Here is a 13,310-nt window from a genome sequence, read left to right as displayed (position 1 = left end):
AACCCCCTTCTCCGCGTACCTGTACCCCCGCGCCGATGCCGCTATCCCCTTCGGACCCCCCGGCCCTGGTAGAGGACGGCGGTCGACCAGGTCGGCACGATGCGCGGCGCCGGTCCCTGCGCGCCGGCGGCGCCGCGCACCCGCCGGGCCAGCCAGGCGAGCAGCCCGGTCAGCTGCGGCCGGACGCCACGCAGCCGCAGCTCCACGCCGTGCCGGGCGCACTCGGCGACCAGCGCGCGGGCGTCCACGAACAAGCGTGGGTCGTGGATGCCGCGGGGCACGGTGGGCAGCCGCTCGCCGATGTGGACGGCGATCAGCCGGCTCACCGCGGTGTCGTTCAGGGTGTCCAGGACGAGCAGGCCACCGGGCCGGAGCAGCCGGCAGGCCTCGGCCACCGCCCGCCGCCAGTCGGGCACGTGCTCCAGCAGCTCGCCCGCGGCGACGACGTCGGCGCAGCCGTCGGCGAGCGGGACGGCGGCGGCGTCGCCGTTGACGACGGTCACGCCGTGCGCCGCCGCCTGTTCCAGCGCCGAGAAGGTCAGGTCCACACCGACGTGCCGGTAACCCTTGCCCGCCAGGTGCGGGGCGAGCAGCCCGGCGCCGCAGCCGAGATCGACCAGGAGAGCACCCGGGCGGGACGCCGCCGGCACGAGAGCGGCGCGGGCCTCGGCCAGCCAGTGCAGCATCGCGAACACGCCGTCCGGCCGCCACCACTCGCCGGCCAGGTCGTCGTACTGGCGCGGATCATTGCGCGGCAGGGTACGGCCCGCGTCTCGCATGGACACGAGCGTGGCACGACTGCCCGGTAACGACCAGACTTCCCTCATGTCGTCGAGGGTGCTAGAGCGTGTCGCGCGGGTCGGGACGCTGGTCAGGGCCAGCCATCCCGAGCCGGCCGCCGCGGTCACCACGGTCGCCGGCCTGCTCGCCTGGGGGGTCGGGCACCGGCCGGCCGGCGTCCTCGCCGTCGTGCTGACGGTCGCCGCCAGCCAACTGGCCGTCGGCTGGGCCAACGACGCGCTCGACGCGGAGCGGGACGCCGCGGTGGGGCGTACCGACAAGCCGGTCGCCGCCGGCGCGGTGAGCCGGCGCGCCACGGCCCGGGCCGCCGCGGTGGCCGCGCTCGCCACGCCGGTGCTCGCGCTGGCGACGAACCCCACCGCCGCGCTGGTGGCCACCGCCGGCCTGGTCTCCGCGCTGCTCTACGACTGGCCGCTGAAGTCCTCGCCGCTGTCGGTGCTGCCCTACGCGGTCTCGTTCGGGTCGCTGCCGGCCTTCGTCGTGCTCGCGCTGCCCGGCGCGCCCGCGCCGCCGGTCTGGCTGGTCGCCGCCGCGGCACTGCTCGGCGCGGGCGCGCACTTCGCCAACGTGCTGCCCGACCTCACCGACGACGCCCGCACCGGCGTGCGCGGGCTGCCGCACCGGCTCGGACCCGCCGGCAGCCGGGCCGCCGCCGCCGGGCTGCTGCTCGCCGCGACCGCGACGCTGGTCCTCGGGCCGCCCGGGCCGCCGTCGGCGGTCGGGCTCGCCGCGGTGGCCGCCGCCGTCGTGGTGCCGCCGGTGACGTGGTACGGCGGACGGACGGCCGCCCGGGCCGGTGGCCGCCCGGTGGCGGCCTTTCGGGCGGTGATGGTGATCGCCCTCATCGACGTCGTCCTGCTGGTCACCAGCGGTCGGGTGGTCTGACGATCCCCCCGCCAGGTGGCATCCCCGGGTCGGCGTGCGGCCCTCGATCAGCCCCAACTACCCTGGAGCGCGGTCTGCGCGGGCATGGCCACCGTGCCCGGCGTGCGGCCGGGCGGGATCGTGACGAGGAGGACCGACGTGACGCGCTCGATCAGGGGTTCCCGGCGGGCGGCCCTGCTGCTGTCCGGGCTGGCCGCGACGACCGGACTGCTGCTGTCCGGGTGCGGCGCGGGCCAGATCGCCGAGACCGCCATCAAGGAGCCGTCGATCCAGGGTGTCAATCTTGAGGCCGCCAACGGCGAGTACGCCGTCCGCGGCCTGCTGGTCGCCTTCCCGGGCGTGGACGGCTACGAGGCCGGCGACAACGCGATCCTCAACGTGGTGATCTACAACGACTCGCCGGATCCGGTCACCGTGACCGTCACGACCGAGAGCGCCCGCGAGGTCGTCATCACCGGCGCCGCCGCGGCGGCCCAGGCCACCGCCTCGCCCTCGGTGATTCCGTCCGCCGCCCCGTCGGGCACGCCGTCGCCGCAGGAGGGGTCGCCGAGCCCGGACGCCAGCCCGTCGCCCACCGCGGCGCCGGCCGGCCGGCCGGCCCGGATCGAGATCCCGCCGTTGAGCTACGTGCAGCTCAACACCGAGGGTGAGCAGGTTCTCCAGCTGATCGGCCTGGACGAGTCGCTGCGCTCCGGCCAGAACGTCTTCGTGACCTTCGACTTCGGCAACGGCGTCACGATCAACGGGCCGGCCCCGGTCGCCGTGCCGCTCACCCCGGCCGCGCCCCCGTCGCCGATCATCGAGCGCGAGGGCGGCTACGAGGGCCACGAAGAGGGCGGCCACGGCGGCGAGGGCGGCAACGGGCACTGACCCCGTCATCGGGCCGGCGGCAGGCCGGCCCGGTCGTGCAGCCACGAACACCGCCGGCGTTGGTGAACACCACCACGCCGGCGGTGTTTTCGTCGTACGCGGGGGCTAACGTCCCGGTGTGACCACCTCACGATCCACCTCCCCGCGCGCCGGGGCGACGGGCGGGCGCGGCCGTGCCGGCGCACGCGAGCCCCGCCCGGCGTACGAGTGCGACGCCTGCGGCCACCAGCCACCCAAGTGGGTCGGGCGCTGCCCGGAGTGCGGCGAGTGGGGCTCGGTGGTCGAGTGCACCCTCACCGGCCCGACCGTCTCCGGCCGGGTGGTGAGCTCCCGGATGCCGGCCGAGCCGGCCCGGCCCATCGCCACCATCAGCGCGGCGCCGGCCCGGGCCCGGCCCACCGGCGTCAGCGAGCTCGACCGGGTGCTCGGCGGCGGTCTGGTCCCCGGCGCCGTGGTGCTGCTCGCCGGGGAGCCCGGCGTCGGCAAGTCCACGCTGCTGCTCGACGTGGCCCAGCAGTGGGCGGCCGGCGGCGGCAGCCCTTCGCTGGTGGTCAGCGGTGAGGAGTCGGTCAGCCAGGTCCGGCTGCGGGCCGAGCGCATGGGCACGCTGCACGACCAGCTCTACCTTGCCGCCGAGAGCGACCTCGCGGCGGTCCTCGGCCACCTCGACGCGGTCAAGCCGGGCCTGCTGGTGCTCGACTCGGTGCAGACCATCTCCACCACCGGCACCGAGGGCGTGCCGGGCGGGGTGACCCAGGTCCGCGCCGTCACCGCGGCGCTGGTCGCGGTCGCGAAGGAGCGCGGCATCGCCACCGTGCTGGTGGGCCACGTCACCAAGGACGGCCAGGTCGCCGGCCCCCGCGTGCTGGAGCATCTGGTCGACGTGGTGCTGCACTTCGAGGGCGACAAGCACTCGTCGCTGCGCATGGTGCGCGGCGTGAAGAACCGGTTCGGCGCGGCCGACGAGGTCGGCTGCTTCGAGATGCACGAGGGCGGCATCAGCAGCCTCGCCGACCCGTCCGGGCTGTTCCTGACCCGCTACTCGGAGCCGGTGCCGGGCACCTGCGTGACGGTGGCGATGGAGGGGCGGCGGGCCCTGGTCACCGAGGTGCAGGCGTTGATCGGGGCGACGGTGGCGGGCTCGCCGAGGCGTACGGTCTCGGGGCTCGACTCGGCCCGGCTCGCCATGGTGCTGGCCGTCCTCCAGCGACGCACCGAGCGGCTGACCCTGCACGACCGGGAGGTCTTCGCGGCGACCGTCGGCGGCATCCGGGTGGTCGAGCCCGCCGCCGACCTGGCCGTCGCCCTGGCCGTCGCCTCCGGCGGGCTGAACCTGGCCATCGCCCCGCACCTGGTGGCGATCGGCGAGGTCGGGCTCACCGGCGAGGTACGGCGGGTCGGCGCGGTGCCGCGCCGGCTGGCCGAGGCGGCCCGGCTCGGTTTCCGTCTGGCGCTCGTGCCGCCCGGCTGCGGTCCGGACAGCACGGGCGTCCGGGCCGAGCAGATGCGCGTGATCGAGGTCACCGATGTCCGGGCGGCCCTCCAGGCCGTCGCGCGGGCGTCCGCGGAGTGACCGGGGCGGGCACCGAGGGCGATACCGGGCCGACCCGGGCAGGCCGGGCGGTCGGGGCGGAGACCGGCATCGTGACACATCACAGTAACCACGACAGCACCCACCGCAGGGCAGTCCGTAGACTGTTGCCCGTGCCGATCGACCGCGACACCACCAAGCCTGCCGGCGCGACCCCCCACGCCCGCACCGGCGCCGTGGGTTCGCCCGCCCGTCCGATCAGCGTCAACGTGACCGGCGGCGCCGCCGCCGGCGACCCGCTGCGCGCCAACCTCGCCCTGATGGCGCCGGGCACCGCCCTGCGCGACGGTCTGGAGCGGATCCTGCGCGGCCGCACCGGCGCCCTGATCGTCCTCGGGTACGACAAGGTCGTCGAGAGCCTGTGCACCGGCGGCTTCCCGCTCGACGTGGAGTTCTCCGCCACCCGGGTCCGGGAGCTGTGCAAGATGGACGGCGCGGTGGTGCTCTCCAGCGACGGCACCCGGATCGTCCGGGCGGCGGTGCACCTGATGCCCGACCCGTCCATCCCCACCGAGGAGTCCGGCACCCGCCACCGCACGGCCGAGCGGGTGGCCCGCCAGACCGGGTACCCGGTCATCTCGGTGAGCCAGTCCATGCGGATCATCAGCCTCTACGTCAACGGCCAGCGGCACGTGCTGGACGACTCGGCCGCGATCCTCTCCCGGGCCAACCAGGCCCTCGCCACCCTCGAGCGGTACAAGCTGCGCCTGGACGAGGTCTCCGGCACGCTCTCCGCGCTGGAGATCGAGGATCTGGTGACGGTCCGGGACGCGGTCGCCGTCGTGCAGCGGCTGGAGATGGTCCGCCGGATCGCCGACGAGATCGCCGGCTACGTGGTCGAGCTCGGCACCGACGGCCGGCTCCTCGCCCTCCAGCTCGACGAGCTGATGGCGGGCGTCGACGCGGACAGAACGCTGGTCATCCGGGACTACCTGCCCGCCGGGCGCAAGTCCCGCACCCTCGACGAGGCGCTGGTCGAGCTCGACCTGCTCAGCGCCACCGAGCTGATCGACCTGGTCGCGGTCGCCAAGGCGATCGGCTACCCGGCCGCCTCCGACGCGCTGGACGCCGCCGTCAGCCCCCGGGGTTTCCGGCTGCTGGCCAAGGTGCCACGGCTGCCGGTGGCGATCGTCGACCGGCTGGTGCTGCACTTCGGCAGCCTTCAGCGACTGCTCGGCGCCACCGTGGAGGACCTGCAGGCCGTCGACGGCGTCGGGGACGCCCGGGCCCGGGGCGTCCGGGAGGGGCTCTCCCGGCTCGCCGAGGCCTCGATCCTGGAGCGCTACGTCTGACCGGCTGACCCGCTGGCGGACGGCGCCCGGGCCGAGGGTGGCCTACCCGCCCTGGCGTCGGCACACCCGCTCAGCTGGTGATGGTGAGCCGCACCGGCTCGCTGAGCTTGGTGCCGACCCGCGCGAAGACCTGGTAGGTGCCGGCCGGCGGGTGCGGGCCGGCGGCCACGCCGTCGGCGCAGCGGGTGGTGTCCCGGCCGTTCCAGCCCAGTTGGTAGGAGCGCTCGAAGTTCGGTGTGAACGACTGGACGTCCGAACCCCGGCCGGTGCCGCAGGTGTCCGAGGACCAGATCTTCTCGGCGCCCGACTTGATGAACAGCTCCTGCACGTCGGCGCCGACGTCCCGGCTGCAGGTGCGGTTCGAACTGTTCCTGATCTTCAGTTGCAGGTCCACCGTCGCGCCCCGCACCGCGGTCGCCGGCCGCGCGACAGCGGTCACGGCGATCTCGGCGTCGGTGCAGCTGCCGTCGTCGACGACGGGGTTGACCGGGACCGGGCCGTTGGTGGTGGTCGCGCCGGACGACGGGTTCGCGCCCGTCGGGTCGGCGCCGCCCGCGTCGCCTGAGCCGCCGGTCGGCGATGGCGTGCCGGTCCGCGGGGTGAGCACCGAACCGGTGGGACCGGGTGTCGCACCCGGCGAGCCCGCCTCCGACGTCGGCTGCGCGCCGCTCCCGCCCGACCGGCCGGAGCTGTCGCCCGAGCGGCTGCACGAGTAGAGCAGAACAATCAGGAGAAGGAGCACCGCTCCAAGTACGACGGCACGACGCCGCCAGTACACGGCGGGGGGAAGGGGGCCGACCGTCAGACGCATGATGCCCCCACGGTAGCGGCGCAGGACACCGCTCGCCGCCGCGACGCGCCGAGCCGTGGACAGCTCATGGGAGCGACACTCCAATCAGGACAGTGGGCGCCGCCGACCGTGGTCCGTCCGCGACGCGCGGTGCACCGTCAGAGGTAGACCTTGCGTTGGTAGATCGCGTGCGCCCCGGCCACCCGGTCGAGGAACAGCAGGCCGGCGCAGTGGTCGATCTCGTGCTGGACCGCCCGCGCCTCGAACGCGTCGGTGACCAGCCGGACGACCTTGCCGGTCCCCGGCAGCGCGCCCTCCACCACCAGCCGGCCGGCACGCTTCACGTCGCCGGTCAGGTCGGGCACGGACATGCACCCCTCCCGGCCGACCTTCCAGCGGCTGGCCTCCACCACCGTGGCGTTGCAGAGCACGAAGGTGCCGTGCACGGTGGCGGCCTTCGGGTGGCCGGTGACGTCCACCGCGAAGACCTGGGCACCGACCCCGATCTGCGGGGCGGCCAGGCCGACGCAGCCCGGCGACACCCGCATGGTGGCCACCAGGTCGGCCGCGAGGCGTACGGTCTCCTCGGCGGTCGGATCCACCTCGCCGCCGGGCCGGCTCAGCACGGTGGCCGGCGCGGACACCACCGGCCGCACCTCCCCCGGCGCGCCCAGGTCGTCGGGCGTCCAGTCACCCAGGCCCGCGTACTCCTCGCCGTTCACAGCACGTCCGGATCGGCCGGCCGGAGGGTGACGTCGACACCCAGGTCGGCGGCGGTCGACGCCAGCCGGGCGCCCACCTTCTCGGCCGTGCCCGGCGGCAGGTCGACCTCGGCGACGACGACGTAGAGCGACCCGGCCAGCCGGGTGCTCAGGTCGGTGACGTTGCCGCCGGCGTTGGCGAGCACCCGAGTCATCGCCGCGACGATGCCCATCCGGTCCGCGCCGTGCACCGCCATCACGTACGGCTCACCGGTCCGCGCCGACTCGCCGTCCGGCGTGACCGCTCGTACGGTCGCGAGGAGCTGACCGTCGCCGGCGAGCGGCGCCAGCGCGGCCTCGACGTCGGCGGCGGCCGGACCCACGCAGATCAGGGTCATGGCGAAGTGCCCCCGCAGCCGGGTCATCGTGCTGTCGGTGAGGTTCGCGCCGAGCCGGGCGAGAACCTCGGCGACGTCGGCAACGATGCCCGGCCGGTCCCGGCCGATGACGGTGATCGCGAGCTCGTTCATCCCGGCATTCTCCCCGACCGGCGGTACGGCCCGGCGGGGACCCGGTGCGGGTCGCCCAGTCAGCGGGACGGCGGCCGGGGCGTGAGATCATCGGCGAGCGATGACTGAGCCGACTTTCGCCCACCTGGTCAGCGGTTGGTACACCCGCAACGCCCGGGACCTGCCGTGGCGCCGGCCCGACGTCGGCGCGTGGGCGATCCTGGTCAGCGAGGTGATGCTCCAGCAGACCCCGGTCGTCCGGGTGGTGCCCGCGTGGGAGGCCTGGCTGGCGCGCTGGCCCGAGCCGGCGGACCTGGCCGCGGACACCCCGGCGGAGGCGATCCGCATGTGGGGGCGCCTCGGCTACCCGCGCCGGGCGGTCCGGCTGCGCGAGTGCGCGGTGGCGATCGTCGAGCGGCACGGCGGGCGGGTACCGGACCGGTTGGAGCAGTTGCTGGCGCTGCCGGGCGTCGGCACGTACACCGCGCGGGCGGTGGCGGCGTTCGCGTACGGGCAGCGGCACCCGGTCGTGGACACCAACGTGCGGCGCGTGGTGTGCCGGGCGGTCGCCGGTGAGCCGGACGCCGGCCCGACCACCCGCCCCGCCGACCTGGTCGCCACTGAGGAACTGCTCCCCGCGGAGCCGGCCGCCGCCGCGCTGGCCAGCGCCGCGTTCATGGAGCTGGGGGCGGTGGTCTGCACCGCCCGGTCGCCGCGCTGCGCGGTCTGCCCGGTCGAGTCGGTCTGTGCCTGGCGCGCCTCCGGGCAGGAGACCCCCGCCGGGCCCACCCGCCGGCCGCAGCGGTACGCCGGCACCGACCGCCAGGTACGCGGACTGCTGCTCGGCGTGCTCCGCGAGGCGACCGCGCCGGTTCCCCGGCAGCGCCTGGACCAGGTCTGGGCCGACGACGTGCAGCGGTCGCGGGCTCTGGCCGGGCTGGTGGAGGACGGTCTCGTCGAGCCGCTCGGGGAAGCGTCCTTCCGCCTGACCGGCGACGGCCCCCCGATCCCCGTTCCCTGACGCGCGGGCCCGACCGGCGGTGCGAGCAACTTCGGGGAAGTTGCTGCCTCGACCCGCCTCGAGGGGACAACTTCGCCGAACTTGTCCCCTGCCCGCTCAGGTTGTCGAGACACACGAAGGGCCGACCCGTTCGGGTCGGCCCTTCGTGTGTGTGGTTGGGTCAGGAGGTGGCGTAGCCGCGGGTGGCGATCCAGTCGGCCAGGGCCTCGGTGGTCATCCAGTACGAGGCGGTGTCCGGGTTGGCCGAGTCGGCGATCTTCACCTGCTCGCCGCCGTCGCGGTAGCCCACCACGCTGATGTAGTGGCCGCCCTCGAAGGAGTGCACCCCACCGCCGGTGTCGATGGCGGTACCGGCGATGTTGGCCACCAGCGCCCGACCGTCGTCGACGCTACGGATCACATCGTCACGCAGCTTGTCGGTCTGCTCGGCGTCGGCCTTACGGCCGGAGATCTCGACACTGCGGTAGACATCGCGGCCGGTCTCCTTGTTCAGCACCGGCGTGATGTCGTTGATCGAGTCGGTGCCGGCCTCGGTGGTGCCCATCCGCTCGGCCATGTCGTGCTGATCGATGTCCTTGCCCTGCACCGACAGGGCGTTACGGGCCGCCGCCGGACCGCAGTAGAAGAACGTGTCCTGCGCCTCGTAGCGCACGTCCAGCTCACGCTTCTTCTCACCCTTGCGCTCGGCCTTGCGCTCGACCTGAGCGCCCGGCTTGTCCGCGGCGAGGGCACCGGTGACCGGCCCCGCGACGGCACCACCGGTGAACGCCAGCCCGGCAGCGGTCAGAACAGTGCTCCGCAGAAGGTTGCTACGCATGATGATCAAACCCTTTCGATCGGGGGAAACACGACCGGCGAAAAGGGGGGATGCCGGCACGCGCTCGGGAAAGGTGGACCAGCCCGGCAGGGGGTGCTCGAGGGGGTCCGACAGGATCAACCCGGCCTGCTGCTCGGGCGACCAGGGGATGTAACCAACCCGGACCCCGGACCATTCCGGCCGACCGCCAACCCACCTGGGGGCGGCTCAGGGATCCCGACCAGGCGCCGGAGCACCCGCGGTCATGGCATGTACAACGACCCGACCCACCCACCCATTCCACGACCAGAGCGCCCCCGACCACCGCGCAAAGGGCCCGAAACCGGACGCAGGCACCAGCCCGCCCAGCCGGAACCGGACATCCCGCCCAACGTGACCCTGCACAGCCGGTGGGGACGCGAAACCCTGACAGACCTAGGAAATGGCCCCCGGAGGGGCCGAACCTTCCAGGGCCCTTCGAAGCGACGACCTGCCGGCGTGCCGCACCACAGTCCGCGCTCACGCGAGGTGGGCGGCGCCCAACGACGACCGACGCGATGCTGTCGCGGGTCAGCCGGGCTGGTGACGGACGCAGACAGGGCGACGGCCCGGTGGCGGGTGCCACCGGGCCGTCGCCCGTCGTGCGGTATGTGCCCTTACTCGTCCGCGCCTGCGGTGGCCGCGCCACCGAGGTCGGCCGGGACGGCGTCCGGCACCTCGACCGGCTTGTCCGCACCGCGGAAGACGAGCTTGGACTTGTCGATGTTGTTCGGGTCGCCCTCGCAGTCCACCACGACGATCTGACCCGGGGTCAGCTCGTTGAAGAGGATCCGCTCGGACAGGTTGTCCTCGATGTCGCGCTGGATCGTGCGACGCAGCGGACGCGCACCGAGCACGGGGTCGAAGCCCTTGGTCGCCAGGTACTTCTTGGCGCTCTCGGTCAGCTCGAGACCCATGTCCTTGTTCCTCAGCTGGGTCTCGATGCGGGAGATCATGATGTCGACGATCGACAGGATCTCCTGCTGACGCAGCTGGTGGAAGACGATGGTGTCGTCGATCCGGTTGAGGAACTCGGGCCGGAAGTGCTGCTTGAGCTCGTCGTTGACCTTCTGCTTCATCCGGTCGTAGTTCGACTCGGAGTCCTCAGAGGCCTGGAAGCCCAGCGACACCGCCTTGGCGACGTCCCGCGTGCCGAGGTTGGTGGTCAGGATGATGACCGTGTTCTTGAAGTCCACGATCCGGCCCTGCCCGTCGGTGAGCCGACCGTCCTCCAGGATCTGGAGCAGCGTGTTGAACACGTCCGGGTGGGCCTTCTCGATCTCGTCGAAGAGGACCACCGAGAACGGCCGACGCCGCACCTTCTCGGTCAGCTGCCCGCCCTCGTCGTAGCCGACGTAGCCGGGAGGGGCACCCACCAGCCGGGAGACCGTGTACCGGTCGTGGAACTCGGACATGTCCAGCTGGATCAGCGCGTCCTCGCTGCCGAAGAGGAACTCGGCGAGCGCCTTGGACAGCTCGGTCTTACCCACGCCGGACGGGCCGGCGAAGATGAACGAGCCGGAGGGGCGCTTCGGGTCCTTCAGGCCGGCCCGGGTACGCCGGATGGCCTTCGAGACCGCCTTGACCGCGTCCTCCTGGCCGATGACGCGCTTGTGCAGCTCGTCCTCCATGCGCAGCAGGCGCGAGGTCTCCTCCTCGGTCAGCTTGTAGACCGGGATGCCGGTCCAGTTGCCGAGCACCTCGGCGATCTGCTCGTCGTCGACCTCGCTGACGACGTCCAGGTCACCGGCCTTCCACTCCTTCTCCCGCTGCGCCTTCTGACCGAGGAGCTGCTTCTCCTTGTCACGCAGCTGGGCGGCGCGCTCGAAGTCCTGCGCGTCGATCGCGGACTCCTTGTCGCGGCGCACCTGGGCGATCCGCTCGTCGAAGTCACGCAGGTCTGGCGGCGCGGTCATCCGGCGGATCCGCATCCGGGCGCCGGCCTCGTCGATCAGGTCGATCGCCTTGTCCGGCAGGAAGCGGTCGGAGATGTACCGGTCGGCCAGCGTGGCGGCGGCCACCAGCGCGGCGTCGGTGATGCTCACCCGGTGGTGCGCCTCGTAGCGGTCACGCAGGCCCTTGAGGATCTCGATGGTGTGGGCCAGCGACGGCTCACCCACCTGGATCGGCTGGAAGCGGCGCTCGAGAGCGGCGTCCTTCTCCAGGTGCTTGCGGTACTCGTCGAGGGTGGTCGCGCCGATGGTCTGCAGCTCGCCACGGGCCAGCATCGGCTTGAGGATGCTCGCCGCGTCGATCGCGCCCTCGGCGGCACCCGCGCCGACCAGGGTGTGGATCTCGTCGATGAAGAGGATGATGTCGCCCCGGGTGCGGATCTCCTTGAGCACCTTCTTGAGGCGCTCCTCGAAGTCACCGCGGTAACGGGAACCGGCGACCAGCGCACCGAGGTCGAGCGTGTAGAGCTGCTTGTCCTTCAGCGTCTCGGGCACCTCGCCCTTGATGATCTTCTGGGACAGCCCCTCGACCACGGCGGTCTTGCCGACGCCGGGCTCACCGATCAGGACCGGGTTGTTCTTGGTACGGCGGGAGAGCACCTGCATGACCCGCTCGATTTCCTTCTCGCGCCCGATGACCGGGTCGAGCTTGCCCTCGCGGGCGGCCTGGGTCAGGTTACGGCCGAACTGGTCCAGCACCAGGCTGGTCGACGGCGCGGCCTCACCCGGCGCGGCACCGGCCGCCGCGGGCTCCTTGCCCTGGTAGCCGGAGAGCAGCTGGATCACCTGCTGGCGGACCCGGTTGAGGTCGGCACCCAGCTTGACCAGCACCTGGGCGGCGACGCCCTCGCCCTCACGGATCAGACCGAGCAGGATGTGCTCCGTGCCGATGTAGTTGTGGCCGAGCTGCAGCGCCTCGCGCAGCGACAGCTCCAGCACCTTCTTGGCCCGCGGCGTGAACGGGATGTGCCCGCTCGGTGCCTGCTGGCCCTGGCCGATGATCTCCTCGACCTGCTGACGGACGCCCTCGAGGGAGATGCCGAGGCTCTCCAGGGCCTTTGCCGCGACACCCTCACCCTCGTGGATCAGGCCCAGCAGGATGTGCTCCGTACCGATGTAGTTGTGGTTGAGCATCCGGGCCTCTTCCTGGGCCAGGACGACAACCCGTCGCGCTCGGTCGGTGAACCGCTCGAACATGCCCTCGTGCTCCTCACGTGCCGTGCGCCTTGATGGTCTAGATCTTGGCGGGGCCGGTGCGCGGACGTCCGGGACGGGCGTCCGTGCCTCATTACTCTATCGCCGCGGACCGACTCAGCTGAGGTCGTGTGCCCCCGTCAAATGCCGCGTACGCGTCGTTTTGCACAACCGTCCGCGCTCAGAAGGTGTTCCGGTAGCCCGGCCTCTACGCGCAGAGCGAAATTCGGCGACCTCCCGGACACCGCCAGCGGGGTGTGCGGGGCGCCTCGCGACCCGGACCCGGGCCGCCGGGACTCGTCCACAGGCTGTGGACAGAATCTCCACCGGCTGTGGACAACGCCCGCCCGTCCGGGTTTCTTCCCACCGACCGGCCCGAGCCCCGACACCGGCGCCGGCCCCGACCCCGGCCCCGGCGGCCGGGCGCCGCCCGCGAACCCGGGCGTCCGGCGGGGCCGGAACACGGCGACGCCGGCCCGGAGCGGTGCTCCGGACCGGCGTCGAGGCCGCGCGCTGCTCAGTGGCCGGCGCGGGCGTGGTACTCGTCGACGATCTCCTGGGGGATGCGGCCCCGGTCGGAGATGTCCTTGCCGGCCTTCTTGGCCCAGGCACGGATCGCCCTGTTCTGCTCGCGGTCGGCGGTCGCGCCGCCCCGGCCCCGGGCGGCCCGGCCACCCACGACCACGCCACCCCGGCCCACCTTCGTGCCGTGGGCGATGTACGGAGCGAATACGTCCCGCAATTTCTCGGCGTTGGCGCTCGACAGGTCGATCTCGTACTGAACGCCGTCCAGCGCGAACTTGACGGTCTCGTCAGCGTCCCCGCCGTCCAGGTCATCGACCAGCTTATGAATGATCTGCTTGGCCACG

General features: G+C 73.1%; 12 protein-coding genes. 5 read left to right on the top strand and 7 right to left on the bottom strand.

The features are described from left to right. Positions 1-41 precede the first annotated feature (41 nt). Positions 42-779, bottom strand: a complete 738-nt coding sequence (locus tag GKC29_RS06415; RefSeq protein WP_155329938.1) for a methyltransferase domain-containing protein — start codon at positions 777-779, stop codon at positions 42-44. Between the two features lie 46 nt (positions 780-825). Here GKC29_RS06415 and GKC29_RS06410 point away from each other — a divergent pair, with 46 nt between their 5' ends. The 4 genes from GKC29_RS06410 to disA all read left to right on the top strand — a co-directional run bounded on the left by GKC29_RS06410 (position 826) and on the right by disA (position 5,439). Further along, positions 826-1,686 carry a UbiA family prenyltransferase gene (locus GKC29_RS06410; RefSeq protein WP_155329937.1) on the top strand — a complete coding sequence of 287 codons (861 nt, stop codon included), beginning with the start codon at positions 826-828 and terminating at the stop codon, positions 1,684-1,686. 138 nt (positions 1,687-1,824) lie between these two features. Further along, positions 1,825-2,556 (top strand): hypothetical protein, encoded by a 732-nt coding sequence (locus GKC29_RS06405; RefSeq protein ID WP_155329936.1) that lies wholly within the window; start codon positions 1,825-1,827, stop codon positions 2,554-2,556. Positions 2,557-2,674: 118 nt separating this feature from the next. Then, positions 2,675-4,129: a DNA repair protein RadA gene (radA, locus tag GKC29_RS06400; protein ID WP_155329935.1), complete on the top strand. Its 1,455-nt coding sequence runs from the start codon at positions 2,675-2,677 to the stop codon at positions 4,127-4,129. A 131-nt stretch (positions 4,130-4,260) separates the two neighbouring features. Beyond that, positions 4,261-5,439, top strand: a complete 1,179-nt coding sequence (disA, locus tag GKC29_RS06395; protein WP_155329934.1) for a DNA integrity scanning diadenylate cyclase DisA — start codon at positions 4,261-4,263, stop codon at positions 5,437-5,439. Between the two features lie 70 nt (positions 5,440-5,509). Here disA and GKC29_RS06390 read toward each other — a convergent pair whose 3' ends face one another. The 3 genes from GKC29_RS06390 to GKC29_RS06380 all read right to left on the bottom strand — a co-directional run bounded on the left by GKC29_RS06390 (position 5,510) and on the right by GKC29_RS06380 (position 7,460). Further along, positions 5,510-6,250 carry a hypothetical protein gene (locus GKC29_RS06390; RefSeq protein ID WP_155329933.1) on the bottom strand — a complete coding sequence of 247 codons (741 nt, stop codon included), beginning with the start codon at positions 6,248-6,250 and terminating at the stop codon, positions 5,510-5,512. 137 nt (positions 6,251-6,387) lie between these two features. Next, positions 6,388-6,951, bottom strand: a complete 564-nt coding sequence (locus GKC29_RS06385) for a peptide deformylase (RefSeq protein ID WP_155329932.1) — start codon at positions 6,949-6,951, stop codon at positions 6,388-6,390. After that, a complete protein-coding gene (locus GKC29_RS06380) occupies positions 6,948-7,460 on the bottom strand; it encodes a glycine cleavage system protein R (RefSeq protein WP_155329931.1) in 513 nt (170 codons plus the stop codon). Before GKC29_RS06380 ends, GKC29_RS06385 begins: the two co-directional genes overlap by 4 nt. Positions 7,461-7,560: 100 nt before the next feature. Between GKC29_RS06380 and GKC29_RS06375 the strand changes: the two genes are divergently transcribed. Beyond that, positions 7,561-8,460, top strand: coding sequence for an A/G-specific adenine glycosylase (locus GKC29_RS06375; RefSeq protein WP_155329930.1), 900 nt, complete (start codon positions 7,561-7,563; stop codon positions 8,458-8,460). A 160-nt stretch (positions 8,461-8,620) separates the two neighbouring features. Here GKC29_RS06375 and GKC29_RS06370 read toward each other — a convergent pair whose 3' ends face one another. From GKC29_RS06370 to GKC29_RS06360, 3 genes are all read right to left on the bottom strand, one after another. Next, on the bottom strand, positions 8,621-9,277 hold the full coding sequence (locus GKC29_RS06370) for a C39 family peptidase (protein ID WP_155329056.1): 657 nt from the start codon (positions 9,275-9,277) through the stop codon (positions 8,621-8,623). 635 nt (positions 9,278-9,912) lie between these two features. Further along, a complete protein-coding gene (locus GKC29_RS06365; RefSeq protein WP_155329929.1) occupies positions 9,913-12,444 on the bottom strand; it encodes an ATP-dependent Clp protease ATP-binding subunit in 2,532 nt (843 codons plus the stop codon). Positions 12,445-12,958: 514 nt separating this feature from the next. Beyond that, complete coding sequence (locus GKC29_RS06360) at positions 12,959-13,309, bottom strand: Lsr2 family protein (protein WP_305070152.1); 351 nt, start codon at positions 13,307-13,309, stop codon at positions 12,959-12,961. Position 13,310: the final 1 nt, after the last annotated feature.

The organism is Micromonospora sp. WMMC415 (assembly GCF_009707425.1).
In the GTDB taxonomy this organism is placed as follows: domain Bacteria; phylum Actinomycetota; class Actinomycetes; order Mycobacteriales; family Micromonosporaceae; genus Micromonospora.
Note: the sequence above shows the minus strand (reverse complement) of the source record. Positions and strands in the feature narration are given on the sequence as shown.